The sequence below is a fragment of the Streptomyces sp. NPDC107522 genome (assembly GCF_055657525.1).
Map to the genome: position 1 here is coordinate 185,462 of NZ_JBVKAU010000013.1, position 18,605 is coordinate 204,066.

17 protein-coding genes and 1 pseudogene are annotated in these 18,605 nt (G+C 69.8%); 10 read left to right on the forward strand and 8 right to left on the reverse strand.

The window, feature by feature from the left end; genetic code table 11:
- Positions 1-81: 81 nt before the first annotated feature.
- The 8 genes from frr (at position 82) to ACZ7L6_RS32620 (ending at position 8,459) form a co-directional block, all read left to right on the forward strand.
- Entirely contained in the window at positions 82-639 is a 558-nt protein-coding gene (frr, locus tag ACZ7L6_RS32585) for a ribosome recycling factor (RefSeq protein ID WP_062709224.1), read from the forward strand.
- Entirely contained in the window at positions 639-1,796 is a 1,158-nt protein-coding gene (locus tag ACZ7L6_RS32590; protein ID WP_471930130.1) for a phosphatidate cytidylyltransferase, read from the forward strand. The genes frr and ACZ7L6_RS32590 overlap by 1 nt, the downstream gene beginning before the upstream one ends.
- A 163-nt stretch (positions 1,797-1,959) precedes the next feature.
- Complete coding sequence (locus ACZ7L6_RS32595; protein ID WP_471930132.1) at positions 1,960-2,409, forward strand: SRPBCC family protein; 450 nt, start codon at positions 1,960-1,962, stop codon at positions 2,407-2,409.
- A gap of 119 nt (positions 2,410-2,528) precedes the next feature.
- Positions 2,529-3,635 (forward strand): dual-specificity RNA methyltransferase RlmN, encoded by a 1,107-nt coding sequence (gene rlmN, locus ACZ7L6_RS32600; RefSeq protein ID WP_471930134.1) that lies wholly within the window; start codon positions 2,529-2,531, stop codon positions 3,633-3,635.
- Positions 3,636-3,851: 216 nt separating this feature from the next.
- Entirely contained in the window at positions 3,852-4,937 is a 1,086-nt protein-coding gene (locus ACZ7L6_RS32605; RefSeq protein ID WP_471930136.1) for a thiamine ABC transporter substrate-binding protein, read from the forward strand.
- 56 nt (positions 4,938-4,993) lie between these two features.
- A complete protein-coding gene (locus ACZ7L6_RS32610) occupies positions 4,994-6,595 on the forward strand; it encodes an ABC transporter permease (RefSeq protein ID WP_471930208.1) in 1,602 nt (533 codons plus the stop codon).
- Entirely contained in the window at positions 6,596-7,636 is a 1,041-nt protein-coding gene (locus ACZ7L6_RS32615; protein WP_471930138.1) for an ABC transporter ATP-binding protein, read from the forward strand.
- Positions 7,637-7,661: 25 nt separating this feature from the next.
- Positions 7,662-8,459: a maleylpyruvate isomerase family mycothiol-dependent enzyme gene (locus tag ACZ7L6_RS32620; RefSeq protein WP_471930140.1), complete on the forward strand. Its 798-nt coding sequence runs from the start codon at positions 7,662-7,664 to the stop codon at positions 8,457-8,459.
- Positions 8,460-8,534: 75 nt separating this feature from the next.
- On the opposite strand, the gene ACZ7L6_RS32625 is transcribed toward ACZ7L6_RS32620, so the two are convergent.
- From ACZ7L6_RS32625 to ACZ7L6_RS32655, 7 genes are all read right to left on the reverse strand, one after another.
- A complete protein-coding gene (locus ACZ7L6_RS32625; protein ID WP_471930142.1) occupies positions 8,535-9,194 on the reverse strand; it encodes an LAETG motif-containing sortase-dependent surface protein in 660 nt (219 codons plus the stop codon).
- Positions 9,195-9,375: 181 nt separating this feature from the next.
- Positions 9,376-10,497: an LOG family protein gene (locus ACZ7L6_RS32630; protein WP_471930144.1), complete on the reverse strand. Its 1,122-nt coding sequence runs from the start codon at positions 10,495-10,497 to the stop codon at positions 9,376-9,378.
- A gap of 192 nt (positions 10,498-10,689) precedes the next feature.
- Positions 10,690-11,109 carry a VOC family protein gene (locus ACZ7L6_RS32635; RefSeq protein ID WP_471930146.1) on the reverse strand — a complete coding sequence of 140 codons (420 nt, stop codon included), beginning with the start codon at positions 11,107-11,109 and terminating at the stop codon, positions 10,690-10,692.
- 119 nt (positions 11,110-11,228) lie between these two features.
- Positions 11,229-12,674 (reverse strand): hypothetical protein, encoded by a 1,446-nt coding sequence (locus ACZ7L6_RS32640; protein WP_471930148.1) that lies wholly within the window; start codon positions 12,672-12,674, stop codon positions 11,229-11,231.
- On the reverse strand, positions 12,656-13,396 hold the full coding sequence (locus tag ACZ7L6_RS32645) for an ABC transporter ATP-binding protein (RefSeq protein WP_471930150.1): 741 nt from the start codon (positions 13,394-13,396) through the stop codon (positions 12,656-12,658). The genes ACZ7L6_RS32640 and ACZ7L6_RS32645 overlap by 19 nt, the downstream gene beginning before the upstream one ends.
- A gap of 224 nt (positions 13,397-13,620) precedes the next feature.
- Positions 13,621-14,994 (reverse strand): aspartate aminotransferase family protein, encoded by a 1,374-nt coding sequence (locus ACZ7L6_RS32650; protein ID WP_471930152.1) that lies wholly within the window; start codon positions 14,992-14,994, stop codon positions 13,621-13,623.
- A gap of 19 nt (positions 14,995-15,013) precedes the next feature.
- Entirely contained in the window at positions 15,014-15,529 is a 516-nt protein-coding gene (locus ACZ7L6_RS32655) for an Lrp/AsnC family transcriptional regulator (protein ID WP_398823138.1), read from the reverse strand.
- A gap of 192 nt (positions 15,530-15,721) precedes the next feature.
- Here ACZ7L6_RS32655 and ACZ7L6_RS32660 point away from each other — a divergent pair, with 192 nt between their 5' ends.
- Together ACZ7L6_RS32660 and ACZ7L6_RS32665 are read left to right on the forward strand one after the other, a co-directional pair.
- A complete protein-coding gene (locus ACZ7L6_RS32660) occupies positions 15,722-17,161 on the forward strand; it encodes a gamma-aminobutyraldehyde dehydrogenase (RefSeq protein WP_471930154.1) in 1,440 nt (479 codons plus the stop codon).
- Between the two features lie 139 nt (positions 17,162-17,300).
- Positions 17,301-18,467, forward strand: a complete 1,167-nt coding sequence (locus ACZ7L6_RS32665; RefSeq protein WP_471930156.1) for a polyamine ABC transporter substrate-binding protein — start codon at positions 17,301-17,303, stop codon at positions 18,465-18,467.
- On the opposite strand, the pseudogene ACZ7L6_RS32670 reads toward ACZ7L6_RS32665, so the two are convergent.
- Positions 18,409-18,591: pseudogene (locus ACZ7L6_RS32670) on the reverse strand (hypothetical protein); the annotation flags it as partial. The gene ACZ7L6_RS32665 and the pseudogene ACZ7L6_RS32670 sit on opposite strands and share 59 nt — an antisense overlap.
- Between the last annotated feature and the right edge of the window lie 14 nt (positions 18,592-18,605).

Genomic DNA, 18,605 nt, shown 5'->3' on the forward strand with positions numbered 1-18,605 from the left:
AAGAAGACGCGACGCAGCCGGCCGCCGCCCCCACCCAGGAACCGCAGCCGGGCCTTTACTCAAGACACGCAGGAGCAAGTGGTGATCGAAGAGACCCTCCTCGAGGCCGAGGAGAAGATGGAGAAGGCCGTCGTGGTCGCCAAGGAGGACTTCGCCGCGATCCGCACCGGCCGTGCGCACCCGGCGATGTTCAACAAGATCGTGGCCGACTACTACGGCGCGCCGACGCCGATCAACCAGCTGGCTTCGTTCTCCGTGCCGGAGCCGCGCATGGCTGTCGTGACCCCGTTCGACAAGACCGCGCTGCGCAACATCGAGCAGGCGATCCGGGACTCCGACCTGGGCGTCAACCCGAGCAACGACGGCAACATCATCCGTGTGGTGTTCCCCGAGCTCACCGAGGAGCGCCGCCGCGACTACATCAAGGTCGCCAAGGGCAAGGCCGAGGACGCGCGTGTGTCCATCCGCTCCGTTCGCCGCAAGGCCAAGGACGCCATCGACAAGCTGATCAAGGACGGCGAGATCGGTGAGGACGAGGGCCGCCGTGCGGAGAAGGAGCTCGACGACACCACGCACAAGTACGTCGCCCAGGTGGACGAGCTCCTGAAGCACAAGGAAGCGGAGCTGCTCGAGGTCTGATGAACGACTCTTCCTGGGGGGCGCCGCCGCGGGCCGGGCAAGCCGGGTACTGGGGGGCCACCGAGCGTGGACCTGTCCAGGGGGCTGCCCCGGCGGGTCCCACGTACGATGCGCCTGAGGCGCAGCAGACTCGCCCCATGCCCATCGTGCCCGAGGGACCCGCGTACGGCGGAGACCAGGATGACGACCGGGGGGCTGCTCGGCTGAGCGGCCCCTTGTTCCGCGAACAGCCGCCGCATGCGCGGCCTTACGACACGCCGCAGGCGCGGCCCTTCGAGGCGGCGCAGCAGAATCCGGAGCCCATGGCCGACGCCTCGCAGCCGGCGCCTCAGCCGCAGAAGAAGAGCGCGGGGCGCGACCTGAGTGCTGCCATAGGGGTCGGCGTCGGACTGGGCGTGGTGATCGTCGCGTCGCTGTTCGTCGTCAAGGCCGTGTTCGTCGGCGTGATCGCGGTCGCCGTGGTCGTGGGCCTGTGGGAGCTGACCAAGCGGCTCGAGGAGCGCAAGGGCATCAAGGCGCCGCTTGTCCCGCTCGCGCTCGGCGGCGCGGCCATGGTCGTCGCCGGGTACGTCCGGGGCGCCGAGGGCGCCTGGGTGGCGATGGCGCTGACCGCGCTGGCCGTACTGGTCTGGCGGATGACGGAGCCACCGGAGAACTACCTCAAGGACGTCACCGCGGGCGTCTTCGCGGCGTTCTACGTGCCGTTCCTGGCGACGTTCGTCGCAATGATGCTCACCGCCGACGACGGCGCCTGGCGGGTCCTGACGTTCCTGCTCCTGACGGTCGTCAGCGACACCGGCGCGTACGCCGTCGGCTGGCGCTTCGGCAAGCACAAGCTCGCCCCGCGCATCAGCCCCGGCAAGACCCGCGAGGGCCTGCTCGGCGCGGTCAGCTTCGCGATGGTGGCGGGCGCGCTGTGCATGGAGTTCCTGATCGACGACGGCGCCTGGTGGCAGGGCCTGCTGCTGGGCCTCGCGGTCGCGGCCAGCGCCACGCTCGGCGACCTCGGCGAGTCGATGATCAAGCGGGACCTGGGCATCAAGGACATGGGCACGCTGCTGCCGGGTCATGGCGGGATCATGGACCGGCTGGATTCGTTGCTGCCCACGGCGCCGGTGGTGTGGCTGCTGCTGGTGCTCTTCGTGGGCTCGGGCTGACGGGCCCGTAAGCAAGGACGTCGGGAGCCTCCGCTCGTTGCCGAGCGGGGGCTCCTTGCTTGCTGCACAGCGAGGCCCTGCCGCTTGCCGCGCGATGGTGCCTCGGGGCATCTGGTGGGACGATTTCCCGTGTACGCCCTCAGACACCTCAAAGGGGGTCAACATGACCGCCATCCGAGAAGTCATCGACATCGACCGGACGCCGGACGAGGTCTACGCGTATGTCACCGACCCCTCCAACCTGCCGGAATGGCAGTTGAGTGCCGTCTCCGCGGATCTCCTCGACGAGGGGCCCACGCACACCGGCTCCCGGGTCCGGGTCACCCGGCGCATCGGCAGCCGCCAGGTTCCGATGACCGTGGAGTTCACCGAACTCGACCCACCGCACAGCTGGGCTCTGCACGGGATCGAAGGCCCCGTCAGGCCGCGGGCCCACGGTGAGATCGAGCCGCTCGACGACGGTCGGCGCTCCCGCGTGACGATCGACATCGACTTCGAAGGGCACGGCCTCGGCAAGGTCCTCGTGCCTCTCGTCGTCCGCCCCCAGGTCCGCAAGGAACTGCCGCGCGACGAGCAACTCCTCAAGGAGCGGCTGGAGCGCACCACCGACTAGCCGTACGGCACCCTACGACGCGCAGATCTGCCTCAGTTCCGCGTCGATCTCGTCGTGCCGCTCACCCCGATCCATGGTGGAGCGGGCTACACCTGTGGATCTGCGACACTGGACGAGCCATGCCTAAGCCCGGAGAACTCACTTTCGTCGCCCCGCGCGGAGCCAAGAAGCCGCCGCGGCACCTGGCCGACCTCACGCCTGCCGAGCGCAAGGACGCCGTCGCCGCGATCGGCGAGAAGCCGTTTCGCGCCAAGCAGCTCTCGCAGCACTACTTCGCGCGGTACGCGCACGAGCCGGAGCAGTGGACCGACATCCCCGCCGGTTCGCGCGCCAAGCTGCGGGAGGAGCTCTTCCCGGAGCTCATGACCGTCGTACGGCATCTGTCGACCGACCAGGGCGACACGCGCAAGACGCTGTGGCGGCTGTTCGACGGGACGCTCGTCGAGTCGGTGCTGATGCGGTACCCGGACCGGGTGACCATGTGCATCAGCTCCCAGGCGGGGTGCGGGATGAACTGCCCGTTCTGTGCCACGGGGCAGGCGGGGCTGGACCGGAATCTGTCCACCGCCGAGATCGTCCATCAGATCGTGGACGGGATGCGGGCGCTTCGGGATGGTGAAGTGCCTGGTGGGCCGGCCCGGCTGTCCAACATCGTCTTCATGGGCATGGGCGAGCCGCTCGCCAACTACAACCGGGTCGTGGGGGCCATCCGGCGGCTCACCGATCCCGAGCCCGACGGGCTGGGGCTGTCGCAGCGCGGGATCACCGTGTCGACCGTCGGTCTCGTGCCGGCCATCCACCGGTTCGCCGACGAGGGCTTCAAGTGCCGGCTCGCGATCTCGCTGCACGCGCCCGACGACGAGCTGCGTGACACCCTCGTGCCGGTGAACACGCGGTGGAAGGTGCGCGAGGTGCTCGACGCCGGGTTCGAGTACGTCGCCAAGTCGGGGCGCCGGCTGTCCATCGAGTACGCGCTCATCCGGGACATCAACGACCAGGCCTGGCGCGGTGACCGGCTCGGGCGGCTGCTCAAGGGCAAGCCCGTGCATGTGAACCTGATTCCGCTGAACCCGACGCCCGGGTCGAAGTGGACCGCCTCCCGGCCGGAGGACGAGAAGGCGTTCGTCGAGGCCATCGCCGCCCATGGTGTACCGGTGACGATCCGGGACACCCGTGGTCAGGAGATCGACGGGGCCTGCGGTCAGCTCGCGGCCACCGAGCGGTAATCTGAGCGCGTACACCCGTACGAACATCTGCATATTCCGACAGGGGAGCGCCACAGCGCTGAGAGTGCGGCACCGGCCGCAGACCCTCTGAACCTCGCCCAGGTCATTCTGGGTAGGAAGTTCGGTCATCACTCAAGCTGTTGCGCCCTGCCCAGGAGCCGAAAGGACTCGTGGGCAGGGCCGCGTCTCTTCCTGGTCCACCCCAGGAGGAATTTCGTGAGCACCACCAAGAAGTTCGCGGCCGTGGCCGTCGGGCTCGGCCTCGTCACGCTGTCCGCGTGCGGTTCGTCCGACTCGGGCAGCGACAACGCCGAGTCCAAGAGCAAGAACGTCACGCTCGTCAGCCACGACTCGTGGGCCGTCTCGAAGAGCGTCCTCGCCGCCTTCGAGAAGCAGTCCGGCTACAAGGTCAAGGTCCTGGAGGACGGCGACGCCGGGCAGGCCGTCAACAAGGCGATCCTGACCAAGGACAACCCGCAGGGCGACGTCTTCTTCGGCGTCGACAACACGCTGCTCTCGCGGGCCCTCGACAACGACCTGTTCCAGTCGTACGAGGCGAAGGGCTCCGAAAGCATCAAGCCCGAGTACCTCGCCGACAAGGACGAGCACCGGGTCACGCCGATCGACACCGGCGACATCTGCGTCAACTACGACAAGGCGTACTTCAGCGAGCACAAGCTGACCCCGCCCGCCTCCTTCGACGACCTGATCAAGCCCGAGTACAAGAACCTCCTCGTCACCGAGAACGCCTCCACCTCCTCACCAGGCCTCGGCTTCCTGCTCGGCACCGCCGCGAAGTACGGCGACGACGGCTGGGAGGGCTACTGGAAGAAGCTGAAGGCCAACGGCGTCAAGGTCGTCGACGGCTGGGAGCAGGCCTACAACGAGGAGTTCTCCGGGTCCGCCGGCGGCAAGAAGGCCAAGGCCGACCGGCCGCTCGTCGTGTCGTACGCCTCCTCCCCGCCCGCCGAGGTGATCTACGGCGACCCGAAGCCGACCACCGCGCCCACGGGCGTGGCGACCGGCACCTGCTTCCGCCAGGTCGAGTACGCGGGCCTGCTGAGCAACGCCGAGAACGCCGAGGGCGGCAAGGCGCTGATCGACTTCCTGCTGACGAAGACGTTCCAGGAGGACATGCCGCTCAACATGTTCGTCTACCCGGTGGTCGAGGGCGCGCAGGTGCCAGAGGAGTTCACCAAGTACGGCCCGCAGGCCGAGGATCCCGAGACCATGGACCCGGCGAAGATCGCCGACAACCGTGACGACTGGGTCAAGTCGTGGACCTCGCTCGTACTGAAGTAGCCCCCCGGCCGCTTCGGAAGAGGAACGCGCGGAGCGCGGCGCTGCGGCTCGGCCTCATCGCCGTGCCCGTCGCGTTCTTCGCGGTCTTCTTCGCCTATCCCGTCGCCGCGATCGTCGCGCGCGGCCTGAAGGCCGACGGGGTGTGGCAGTTCGGGCGCCTGGTGGACGTGCTCGGGCAGTCCGACATCCGGCACGTCCTGTGGTTCACCACCTGGCAGGCGCTCGCCTCCACCGCGCTCACCCTGCTGATCGCGCTGCCGGGCGCGTATGTCTTCGCCCGCTTCGACTTCCCCGGCAAGCAGGTCCTGCGGGCCGTGGTGACCGTCCCGTTCGTGCTGCCGACGGTCGTCGTAGGGACGGCGTTCCTCGCGCTCGTCGGCCGCGGCGGGCTCCTCGACGAGCTGTGGGGCGTACGGCTCGACACCACCGTGTGGGCCATCCTGCTCGCGCACGTCTTCTTCAACTACGCCGTCGTCGTACGGACCGTCGGCGGGCTCTGGTCGCAGCTGGACCCGCGGCAGGAGGAGGCCGCGCGGATGCTGGGTGCGTCGCCGCTGAAGGCCTGGCGCCAGGTCACTCTCCCGGCCCTCGCGCCCGCCGTGGCCGCCGCCGCGCTCATGGTCTTCCTGTTCACCTTCACCTCCTTCGGCGTCGTCCAGATCCTCGGCGGGCCGACCTTCTCGACCCTCGAAGTGGAGATCTACCGGCAGACCTCCGAGATCTTCGACCTGTCCACGGCCGCCGTCCTGACGATCATCCAGTTCCTGGCCGTCGGCGCGATCCTCGCCGTGCACGCCTGGACGGTACGGCGGCGGGAGAGCGCCCTGCGCCTGGTGGACCCGTCCGTGACCGCGCGACGGCCGCGCGGGGCGGGGCAGTGGGCGCTGCTGGCCGGTGTCCTGGCCGTCATCGTCGTACTCCTGCTGCTGCCGCTCGCCGTGCTGGTGCAGCGGTCGCTGGACGCGCCGGACTTCGGCTACTACCGGGCGCTGACGAGCGCCGACGGCGGGGTCTTCCTCGTGCCGCCGATCGAGGCGATCGGCAACTCGCTCCAGTACGCCGTCGTCGCCACCCTCATCGCCGTGCTGATCGGCGGTCTGGCCGCGGCGGCGCTGACCCGGCGGGACGCGGGACGGTTCGTACGGGGCTTCGACGCGCTGTTGATGCTGCCGCTCGGGGTCTCCGCGGTGACCGTCGGGTTCGGGTTTCTGATCGCCCTGGACGAGCCGCCCCTCGATCTCCGCAGCACGTGGATTCTCGTGCCGCTGGCCCAGGCGCTGGTCGGTGTGCCCTTCGTCGTACGGACCATGCTGCCGGTGCTGCGGGCCGTGGACCAGCGGCTGCGGGAGGCGGCATCGGTGCTCGGGGCGTCGCCGTGGCGGGTCTGGCGCGAGGTGGATCTGCCGCTGGTGCGACGGGCGCTGCTGATCGCGGCAGGGTTCGCGTTCGCCGTGTCCCTGGGGGAGTTCGGGGCGACCGTTTTCATCGCACGGCCCGACAATCCGACACTGCCGGTCGCCGTGGCGCGGCTGCTGGGACGGGCCGGTGAGCTCAACTACGGCCAGGCGATGGCCCTTTCGACAGTACTGATGATCGTGTGCGCGGTGGCGCTGCTGGTGCTGGAGCGGCTTCGTACGGATCGGACGGGGGAGTTCTAGATGGTGCTGAACCGGGAGTCGAGTCTGCTGGGTCTTGAGGGCGCGACCGTTCGGTTCGGTGGGCGGGCCGTGCTGGACGGTGTCGACCTCGATGTCGCCGAGCACGAGATCGTGTGCGTGCTCGGGCCGAGCGGCAGCGGCAAGTCGACGCTGCTGCGGGTGGTGGCCGGGCTGCAACCCCTCGATGGCGGACGGGTGTTGCTCGACGGGCGGGATCAGGCGGGGGTGCCCGCGCACAGGCGGGGTGTCGGGCTGATGTTCCAGGACCATCAGCTGTTCCCGCAGCGGGATGTCGGCGGCAATGTGGCCTTCGGGGCGCGGATGCATGGTGCCTCGAAGAGGGAACAGGCCGAAAGCGTACGGGAGTTGCTCGACCTGGTCGGGCTGCCGGGGGCCGCCCGGCGTGCCGTCGCCTCGCTGTCCGGCGGGGAGCAGCAGCGGGTGGCGCTGGCCCGTGCGCTTGCGCCCCGGCCGCGGCTGCTGATGCTGGACGAGCCGCTGGGACAGCTCGACCGCTCGCTGCGGGAGCGGCTCGTGGTCGAACTCCGGGAGTTGTTCGGGCAGTTGGGCACGACGGTGCTGGCCGTGACGCACGACCAGGGGGAGGCCTTCGCGCTGGCCGACCGGGTCGTGGTGATGCGGGACGGACGGATCGCGCAGACCGGGACGCCGCTCGAGGTGTGGCAGCGGCCGGTGGACGAGTTCGTCGCGCGGTTTCTCGGGTTCGACAACGTGGTCGAGGGGACGGTCGTGGGGGAGGCCGCGGACACGCCGTGGGGGAAGCTGCCGGTGGGGGAAGGTGTCGTGCAGGGGGCCCGGACGCTGCTGGTACGGCCGGCCGGGGTGCGGCTCGTGGCCGCCGACGCGGGGTTGCGCTGCACGGTCGCCGCCCGGACGTTCAAGGGCACCCATGTCGCCGTGCACCTTCAGCCGGAGGATGCGCCGCGTTTGGAGGCGGCGTGTGCGTTGCGGGATGCGCCGGGGGTCGGGGACGTGGTCGGAGTGGAGTTCGACGCGGCGGAAATTGTCGTGCTCGGCTGAGACGGGCGCCCCTAGGGTCCTCCCTATGACCTTGCCTTCGCATGACCGCTACTGCGACGAGATCGCCCTCCAGGTACGGCAGTTGAGGGCGGTGGTGACCTCCGGGGCGGACCTCTCGGCCACCGTGCCCACCTGCCCCGACTGGTCGCTGGAACAGCTCGTACGGCACATGGGCGGTGCCCTGCGCTGGGTGGAGCTGATGGTGCGGACCCGTGCCGAGGAGGAGATCCCGGAGGAGCGGGTGCCCGGAGCCGGCGGTCCCGATGGCGAGGGCGACGCCGCGGCGCTGGACGCCTGGCTCGCGGAGACCGGGGAGGTGATCGTCGGCACGCTGCGGGAGGCCGGGCCGGACGCGAAGGTGTGGGGGTGGGCCGGCATCCTCAACTCTGGGTTCTGGGCCCGCCGTATGACGCACGAGATCACCGTCCACCGCGCGGACGCCACTCTCGCGGCCGGACTGCCGTACGAGGTCGCGGCCGATGTGGCCGCCGATGCGATCGACGAGTGGCTGCAGATCGTCGAGTGGGCGCAGCGGACGTTGCCGGACGATCCGGCGAGGGAGCTGCGTCGGCCGGGGAGCAGTATCCATCTGCACGCCACCGACAACACCCCCGGGGTGAAGGCGGAGTGGTTGATCGACCTCTCCGGGGAGGTCGTCTCCTGGCGGCGCGGTCATGAGAAGGCGACCGTCGCGCTCCGGGGGCCCCTCACCTCCGTACTCCTCGCCTTCTACCGTCGACTGCCGCTGGACAGCCCCGGGTTGGAGGTCGTCGGTGAGCGGGAGGTGCTGGAGTTCTGGCTGGAGCGGGCCACCTTCGGCTGACGCCGGGCCGCACATGCCACGGCCCGCCCCCCGGAGAACGGGGACGGGCCGCGGCGGTGTTGGTCTGCGGGTGCGTCAGCGGTCGCTGTTCGCCCCGCGGCGGCGCAGGCCGAAGAAGACCGCGCCTCCGCCGATCGCGACCAGGGCGACCGCGATGCCGGCGATCAGGCCGGTGTTGGAGTTGGCACCGGTCTCGGCGAGGTTGGAGTCACCGGCGTCCGCCGGGGCCGGAGCGTTGCTCTCGGTGCCCGCGGGAGCCGTGCTCTCGCTCTCCGACGGCGTCGGGGTGTCGGTCTCCTCGGCCGGGGTCGAGGCGTCGTCCGACGGGGTCGGCGTGTCCGACGGAGCCGGCGGCTCCTCCTCTTCCTTCTTGCAGGCCGTGGACGGCGTCGTCAGGTTCGGCTTGATGTCCTCGTCGACATAGCCCTCGGCCTTGACGTGCACGCGGTACTCCGCGTCCGGCTTCCAGTTCTCGGCGAAGGTGATGGTGACACCCTCGCGCGAGCCCTTGACCACCTGCTCGCCGACCTTCTTCAGGTCGGCGCCGTTGTTCTGCAGGAAGACGCTGACGGTCGCCGGGACACCGCTGGGGTCCACGTCGGTGACGGTGATGACGCCCTTGTCGCCGTCGCACTTGGCTTCGGCGGAGAATTCACTGATGTCGCACGCGAGCGCGTTGCCCGCGAGACCGAACGCGAGCGCTGCCGAGGCGGAGGCAACACCCAGAGCGCGCACGGAACGCGCGACAGTACGGCGGTTTATGGACACGTTTGTCCTTACGAGTTGCACCACTGAGGGGGGTTGAACGGAGCCGGTGACGTGACATCACCGTCCCCAGGAGTCTCACAGGTTTATAAGCGTGACATAAGCAGTGTCAACGTGTAGGCGCCCTGCAGCCGTTGGCTTTGCCCTCTTATTAACCGCCGAGACGTTTCAACGCCTCCGGCGCCTGCTCGATCCGGTCAACGAGGGCGATACGGGACTCCATCGAGCGGTCCCGCGCGAGCGACTGGAGCAGGGGCCAGGTCGGCAGCTTCTGCGTCCAGTGCGTGCGGTCGACCAGGACCATGGGGGTGGGCTCCCCGCGCGACTCGTAGTAGTTCGGCGTCGCGTTGTCGAAGATCTCCTGTACGGTGCCGGCGGCGCCCGGCAGGAAGACGACACCCGCGTTCGAGCGGGCCAGGAGGCCGTCCTCGCGGGTGGCGTTGGCGAAGTACTTGGCGATGTGGGAGGCGAACGGGTTCGGCGGCTCGTGGCCGTAGAACCAGGTCGGGATGCCGACGGAGCGGCCGCCCTTGGGCCAGCGGCCGCGCACCTCGAAGGCGGCCGTCGCCCACTCGGTGATCGAGGGCGTGAACCCGGGCGCCTTCGCCAGCAGTTGGAGGGCGTCGGCGAGCATCTCGTCGTCGTACAGGGCGGCGTACGCGCCGAGGTTCGCCGCCTCCATCGCGCCCGGGCCGCCGCCGGTGGCGACCGTGAAACCCGCGCGGGCCAGCTCCCGGCCGAGCCGCGCGGCACCCTCGTACGCCTCCGTGCCGCGGCGCATCGCGTGGCCGCCCATCACGCCCACCACCCGGGCGCCGGACAGGAGTTCGTCGAGCGCGTCCGAGACGGAGTCGTCGTGGACGGCGCGGAGCATGGAGGCGTAGATGTCGCCGTCCGCCTTGGTCTGCTGGAACCAGGCGTACGCGCGGGCGTCGGGCGTGGCCTCGTAACCGTCCGCCAGGGACGCGAAGAGCTCGTCCGGGGAGTAGACCAGGCCGCGGTACGGGTCGAAGGGCAGACCAGGGGCCGGCGGGAAGACCAGGGCGCCGTCGGTGCGGATCTTCGTGGCCGCTTCCTCGCGCATCGGGCAGCCGAGGAAGACGGCGCCCGCCGTGTCCGTGCCGAGCAGTTCGCGCGTACGGTCCGTCAGGTCGACGGCCTGGACCCGGAATCCGGCCAGGGTGCCGCGCGCCGAGACGGTCGCGTCGAACTCCTCCAGCGACTCTATCTCACGGTCGTTGTGGTGGGCCGCATGGGCGGGCATCGTCTGCACCCGCCCATGCTAGGGCGCTCCGCTGGACGTGCCGCGATATGCCGTCTTTCGGCTGCGGCACCGTCGTGGCTGGTCGCTCCCCCACTCTCGGCTTCGCTCGAGCGGGGGGACCCCCATCGCGGCGGAGCCGCAAATCGCTACAGCCCCGCGCCCCTTCAGGATGCGGCCCGCCTGCTCCCTCGCGCGCCGGACTCAGCCCTCGACGGCCGACGGGTCCATCCACACGACCTCCCAGGTGTGGCCGTCGAGGTCGTCGAAGGCGCGGCCGTACATGAAACCCATGTCCTGGATCCTGGCCGAGGCGGTACCGCCGGCTGCGACGGCCTTCTCGACCAGCTCGTCGACCTTCTCGCGGCTCTCGGCGCTCAGACAGACCAGCACCTCGCTGGTCTTCGTGGCGTCCGCGATCTCCTTGTCGGTGAAGGTCGCGTAGAAGGGCTTGGTGAGCAGCATCGCGACGATGGTGTCGCTGATCACGACGGAGGCCGCGTTCTCGTCGCTGAACTGCGGGTTGATCGAGTAACCGAGCTCCGTGAAGAACTTCTTCGAGGCGTCGAGGTCGTTCACGGGCAGGTTCACGAAGATCATCTGCTGGTACGTGGGCGCGGTCATCGGGGTCTCTCCCATCGGGTTCGCTGCTGTTCGGTGGGGTAGACCGGGGTGCCGGGCGGAACTCATCGCCGGGCGGAGATTTTTTCTCCGAGATTTTTTGGCGGGGTCGCTCGAGGGCCTCAGCGGGCCAGGGGCAGTGCCGCCAGCTCGGCAACGACGAGGGTGAGCGGGCCGAAGAAGGCCACCAGGACGCCGATGCGCAGGGCGGCCGCGCTGCGGAGGATCGACGTGGGGGCGCCGAGGCGGAGCAGCGCGGCCGTGGTGTCGGAGCGGGCCTGCTTGGACTCCACGGCGGCTGTGAGGAGGGTGGCCATCGTGCAGCCGGTGACCAAGGTGACGCCGACGGGGGTGAGGGGGCCGAAGGCGGGGGTGGCGGCGAGCGCGGAGAGGGTGGCCATGGCGTACGCGCCGGAGATCGCGGCGCAGACGATGCCGAGGGGGCGGCCGATGCGGACGGCTTCCGCCATGAGTACGCGGCCTGCCAGGAGGCGGAGGGCTCCGGGGCGGGCGGACTGGAGGAGGCGGCCGCACAGGTGCGTGAGGCCGGGGGCGGAGAGGGTGAGACCGAGGGCGGTGAGGAGCCAGCCGATCAGGATGCCGGCGGGGCCGGTGGGGAGGGCGGAGGGCATGGCCAGGGCGGTGCCGTTCGCTGCGCGGACGGCGTAGGCCTCTACGGTCAGGCCGGCGGCGATCACGGTGATGCCCCAGGGGAGGCCGGTGGGGGGTCTGCGGGGGGCTGGGGGGAGAGCGACGTACGGGTCGGTGTCGGAGGCGTCAGCTACTGCTTCGGCCCCGTCCGTTGTTGGGTCGTCCGGGGTTGAGGCTGGTGTCGGGGCTGGTTCGCTCGCCCGCGCCGGCGGGGTGCCGTCTCTCTTCGGGTCGGGAGCCGCCCCAGCGGCACGGCTGCCCGCAGAGGGCGCGGCGTCGCCGCGTGCGCCCTTCCTCAAGTGGACCCCGAACCTGCCGTACGTCCCGAACGTCTCCCGGGTCAGTGATCTGCCGTGTCCGCCGAAGCGGCCGTACGACCGTCTCGCGGCCCTCGTCTCGGCGTGCTGCTCCTTCGGGCGCAGTGCCCAGGCCACCGTCACCGAGGCGATCGTCGGTACCAGCGTCAGCAGGGTCAGGGTGGCCGGGAGGGGCAGGGGGGTGTCCGCGGCGAGGAACTCCGCGGCGGCGCCGTCGAAGGGCATGCCTGTCAGGTCGCCCCGGAGGTGGAGGAAGAACAGCAGGGCCGCCGTCGAGCCGAGGGTGCAGGACAGGGCCGTGGTCGTCGCGGAGATGGCCATCAGGTGGGCGGGGCCGAGGCCGATCGCGGAGAGGCCGGGGCGGGGTCTGGTGCCGGGGTCGGTGCGGGCCACCGCCACCGCGAAGTGGACCGTGGCGGCCAGCGGGGGTGCGCACCAGGCCAGGCGCAGGAGGGACGCGCCGGGGGAGTCCGGGTGGGACAGGGCGTAGCCCAGGGCGCAGAGGAGAAGGAAGCCGGTGCCTGCGGACGCCGTCGCCACGAGGAGGCGGCGCAGCTGTACGGCCGCCTGGGCGCCGCGGGTCAGACGGAGAGCGAGCACGCGGCCCGGCCTTCCGTCTCGCCGACCGGTGGCAGGTGCACCGTGTTCACACGCCGTCCGTCCAGGAGGGTGACCCGGCGGTCGGCGAGGGGCGCCGCATCCGCGTCGTAGGTGGCCAGGACGACGGTGATGCCGTGCGAGCGGGCCGCCGTCGTCAGGGTCCGCAGCACCTGCGTGCGGTCGGAGCGGTGCAGGGGAGCCGTCGGCTCGTCGGCGAACAGGACCGTGGGCGAGGGGGCCAGGGCCCGCGCGATGCACACGCGCTGGCGTTCGGCCTGGACCAGCTGGTGCGGGCGCTTGCGGGCCACCTCGCCGACGTCCAGGCGCTCCAGCCACTCCAGCGCGGCCGTCTTGGCGCGCCGGCGGCTGGTGCCGCGCAGCATCAGGGGCAGGGCGGCGTTCTCCCAGACGTTCAGCTCTGGGACGAGGGACGGGGCCGGGTCGATCCAGCTGAAGCGGTCGCGACGGAGCCGCTCGCGGGCCATCGGGAGCATCTTGTGCACCGGCACGCTGTTGAACCAGACCTCGCCGCGCCGCACGGGAAGCAGGCCGGACAGACATTGCAGGAGGGTCGTCTTGCCGCTGCCGCGCGGGCCGATGACGGCGATGACCTCACCCTCCTGGACCCCGAGCGAGACGCCGCAGAGCGCGGGCGATCCGTCGTTGTACGTGAAGTGCAGGGCGCGTGCCCAGAGCACGTCGTTGTCCGGCGGGGCCACCATGACGTACACCTCGCTTCTGATCCGTTTCCCGTACCTCATCCCCCGTGCGGGGGAACGAAGGCTCGGCCGATCGGTCACAGGCACGCTAGGCAGCCGTCACCCGGACCCCGGACAGCACACGGCCCCGGGCCGCCGTTTCTCACTCGAACGGGCGGCACCGGGGCCGGTGTTGATCATCCAGACGGAAGATCAACTTCCGCTGGGCAATCCGGTGGATCCGGGGGTCACAGCTTCGTCCACGCCTCCGACAGCGTCGCGCGCAGGATCTGCTCGATCTCGTCGAACGTCTCCTGGTTGGAGATCAGCGGCGGGGCGAGCTGGACGACCGGGTCGCCACGGTCGTCGGCACGGCAGTACAGGCCGTTCTCGTACAGCTTCTTGGAGAGGAAGCCGTACAGGACGCGCTCGGTCTCCTCGGCGTTGAAGGACTCCTTCGTCGCCTTGTCCTTCACCAGCTCGATGCCGTAGAAGAAGCCGTTGCCGCGGACGTCGCCGACGATCGGAAGGTCGTACAGCTTCTCCAGCGTGCCGCGGAAGGCGGCCTCGTTGTCGAGGACGTGCTGGTTGAGGCCCTCGCGCTCGAACAGGTCGAGGTTGGCGATGCCGACGGCCGCGGAGACCGGGTGGCCGCCGAAGGTGTAGCCGTGCAGGAAGGTGTTGTCGCCCTTGTAGAAGGGCTCGGCGATGCGGTCGGAGATGACGCAGGCGCCGATGGGGGAGTAGCCCGAGGTCATGCCCTTGGCGCAGGTGATCATGTCCGGGACGTAGCCGAACTTGTCACAGGCGAACATCGTGCCCAGGCGGCCGAAGGCGCAGATGACCTCGTCCGACACCAGCAGGACGTCGTACTGGTCGCAGATCTCGCGGACGCGCTGGAAGTAACCGGGCGGGGGCGGGAAGCAGCCGCCCGCGTTCTGCACCGGCTCCAGGAAGACCGCCGCCACCGTGTCGGGGCCCTCGAAGAGGATCTGCTGCTCGATCTGGTCGGCGGCCCAGCGGCCGAAGGCCTCGGGGTCGTCGCCGAAGATCGGGGCGCGGTAGATGTTGGTGTTCGGGACCTTGTGCGCGCCGGGGACCAGCGGCTCGAACGGGGCCTTCAGGCCCGGCAGGCCGGTGATCGACAGGGCGCCCTGCGGGGTGCCGTGGTAGGCGACGGCACGCGAGATCACCTTGTGCTTGGTGGGCTTGCCGACCAGCTTGAAGTACTGCTTGGCGAGCTTCCAGGCGGTCTCCACCGCCTCACCGCCGCCCGTGGTGAAGAAGACCTTGTTGAGGTCGCCCGGAGCGTAGTCCGCGAGACGGTCGGCGAGCTCGACGGCCTTCGGGTGGGCGTAGGACCAGACCGGGAAGAACGCCAGCTCCTGCGCCTGCTTGAAGGCGGTCTCGGCCAGCTCGACGCGGCCGTGCCCGGCCTGGACCACGAAGAGACCGGCCAGACCGTCGAGGTAGCGCTTGCCCTTGTCGTCGTAGATGTAGGTGCCCTCGCCCCGGACGATGGTGGGGACGGGAGCCTTCTCGTACGAGGACATACGCGTGAAGTGCATCCACAAGTGGTCGTACGCGGTCCTGCTGAGGTCCTGAGGGGTGTCGGTGCTCACGGTTATCGGGTCCTCACGGTTATCGGGTTCCCCACATGTAGGTCTGCTTCTTGAGCTTGAGGTAGACGAAGCTCTCGGTGGAGCGCACTCCGGGCACGGCCCGGATGCGTTTGTTGATGACCTCCAGGAGGTGGTCGTCGTCCTCGCAGACGATCTCCACCATCAGGTCGAAGGACCCCGCGGTCATCACCACGTACTCGCACTCGGACATGGCCGTCAGCGCGTCGGCCACGGACTCCACGTCGCCCTCGACGTTGACCCCGACCATCGCCTGGCGCCGGAAGCCCACGGTGAGCGGGTCCGTGACGGCGACGATCTGCATCACGCCCTGGTCGAGCAGCTTCTGGACGCGCTGGCGCACGGCTGCCTCGGACAGGCCGACGGCCTTGCCGATGGCGGCGTACGGCCGACGGCCGTCCTCCTGAAGTTGTTCGATGATGGCGAGGGACACGGCGTCCAGCTGGGGACCGCCGTTCCTGGACTCGCGGGAGTCCCTGTGCTCTGCGCTTCGACTGGCCACGACGTCACTGTGCACGACGTCTCGACAGTTCCGCAAGGCCGTATCGATGAAATTCGTTGTTTACGCGACTGAGACTTGCGGATTTCGCAGCCTTGGCGCGATCGGGGGTGTTGAAAACGTGGGTCTGCCGACTAGGGTGGGTGTCTCAGTAACTGGACAACCAGGACTGACAGCCAGCAGCAGTGAAGACCTGACAGGAGGCCGGCAGTGAGCACCGAGCTGCGTCGTCTGCGCAACTACATCGACGGTGAGTTCCGGGACGCCGCCGACGGACGGACCACCGACGTGGTCAACCCCGCGACGGGCGAGGCGTACGCGACCGCGCCGCTGTCCGGGCAGGCGGACGTGGACGCCGCCATGGAGGCCGCCGCGCGCGCCTTCCCCGGCTGGCGCGACACGACCCCCGCCGAGCGCCAGAAGGCCCTCCTGAAGATCGCGGACGCGTTCGAGGAGCGGGCCGAGGAGCTCATCGCCGCCGAGGTGGAGAACACCGGCAAGCCGGTCGGGCTCACCCGGTCGGAGGAGATCCCGCCGATGGTCGACCAGATCCGCTTCTTCGCCGGCGCGGCGCGGATGCTGGAGGGCCGGGCGGCCGCCGAGTACATGGACGGGATGACCTCGATCATCCGCCGTGAGCCGGTCGGCGTCTGCGCGCAGGTCGCGCCGTGGAACTACCCGATGATGATGGCCGTGTGGAAGTTCGCGCCGGCCATCGCGGCGGGCAACACCGTCGTGCTGAAGCCGTCGGACACGACCCCCGCGTCGACCGTCCTGATCGCCGACATCATCGGCTCGATCCTGCCCAAGGGTGTCTTCAACGTCATCACCGGTGACCGCGAGACCGGCCGCATGATGGTCGAGCACCCGATCCCGGCCATGGCGTCCATCACCGGCTCGGTGCGGGCGGGCATGTCCGTCGCCGAGTCCGCGTCCAAGGACCTCAAGCGGGTCCACCTGGAGCTGGGCGGCAAGGCGCCGGTCGTCGTCTTCGAGGACACCGACATCGCCAAGGCCGTCGAGGACATCTCCGTCGCCGGCTTCTTCAACGCCGGGCAGGACTGTACGGCCGCCTGCCGCGTCCTCGTCCACGAGGCCATCCACGACGAGTTCGTCGCCGCGCTCGCGAAGGCCGCCACCGACACGAAGACGGGGCAGCCGGACGACGAGGACGTGCTGTTCGGCCCGCTCAACAACCCCAACCAGCTCAAGCAGGTCGAGGGCTTCATCGAGCGGCTGCCGGCGCACGCGCGCGTGGAGGCCGGTGGCAAGCGGGTCGGCGACAAGGGGTACTTCTTCGCGCCGACCGTCGTCTCGGGCGTGAAGCAGGACGACGAGATCATCCAGAAGGAGGTCTTCGGGCCGGTCATCACCGTGCAGTCCTTCTCCGACGAGGCACAGGCCGTCGAGTGGGCGAACGGTGTGGAGTACGCGCTCGCGTCGTCGGTGTGGACGAAGGACCACGGGCGGGCGATGCGGATGTCCAAGGCGCTGGACTTCGGGTGCGTGTGGATCAACACGCACATTCCGCTGGTCGCGGAGATGCCGCATGGTGGGTTCAAGAAGTCCGGGTACGGCAAGGACCTTTCGGCCTACGGGTTCGACGACTACACGCGGATCAAGCACGTGATGACTTCGTTGGACGCGTAGCGCTCCGCTGGGGGCGGGGCCGTTTTCGGGTGCGGGTGCGTGGGGGCTGGTCGCGCCCACGCGGCGGAGCCGCACATCGATACAGCCCCGCGCCCCTCAGGGCGTTGCTGTCCCGGACGGATCAAGTACCGTCCGGGACATGCCCTCTCGTCGCACTCTCCTTCGGGCGCTCGGTTCCGGCGCGATGCTGGGCGGTCTCGCCGGCTGTGGTGTGCCCGCCGCCTACGTGCCGCCCAGCGAGCGGGCCGCGGCTGATCTCTCCGCCACCGACAGGCGGCTCACCTGGGCCAACTGGCCGCTGTACATCGACACGGACGACGAGGACGCGACGCGGCGGCCGACGCTGGAGGCTTTCGAGAAGCGGACTGGCATCTCCGTCGAGTACGTCGAGGAGATCAACGACAACGACGAGTTCTTCGGCAAGGTCAGCCCCGCTCTGATGAACCATCAGCGCACCGGCCGCGATCTCATCGTCATCAGCGACTGGATGTGCGCCCGGTTCGTACGGCTGGGCTGGGTGCAGGAGATGGACCGGGCACGGCAGCCGAACGTGACCGAGTACCTGGACCCGCTGCTGCGTTCGCCCGCCTTCGACCCGGGGCGGAAGTTCACCGTGCCGTGGCAGTCCGGGATCACCGGCATCGCGTACAACCGCCGCAGGCTGGGCCGTGAGATACGCGGCGTGTCCGAGCTCTGGGCGAGCGACCTGAAGGGCCGGGTGACGCTGCTCTCCGGGCTGGACGAGGCCTTCGCGCTGCTCATGCAGGGCAACGGCGTCGACATCACCCGGTGGACGGCGGACGACTTCCACACCGTCTGCGACCAGGTGGAGGAGCAGGTGCGCCGGGGGCAGATCCGGCGCTTCACGGGCAACGACTACATCAAGGACCTGTCGAGCGGGGACGTCCTCGCCTGCCAGGCGTACTCGGGCGACGTCATCCAGCTCCAGGCGGACGACCCCGACATCCGCTTCGTCGTCCCCGAGGAGGGCGCCGAGCTGTGGTCGGAGTCCCTGATGATCCCCAACCTGGCCGGCCACAAGACCAACGCCGAGCGGCTGGTCGACTACTACTACGAGCCCGAGGTCGCCGCCGAACTGGCCGCCTGGGTCAACTACGTCTGCCCCGTCCCGGCCGCCCGGGACGTGCTCGCCTCCGCCGAGGACGAGGAGACGGCCGCCCTGGCCGAGGACCCGCTGATCTTCCCGGACACGGCGATGCGGGCACGGCTGGCGATCGCGCGGGACATCACGGCCGGGGAGCGGGTGGAGTTCGCGCGGCGGTGGAACGGGATCGCGGGGTTGTAGGGGTCAGGTTGAAACCGGCGTTGACCTGCTGCTTGGGCTGGGGCCGGCGGGTGGTGACGACCTTGGGGCGGGTGTAGAAGCGGATGCCCTCGGGGCCGTGGATGGGGGAGTCGCCGATGAGGGACTATCGACAAGGTG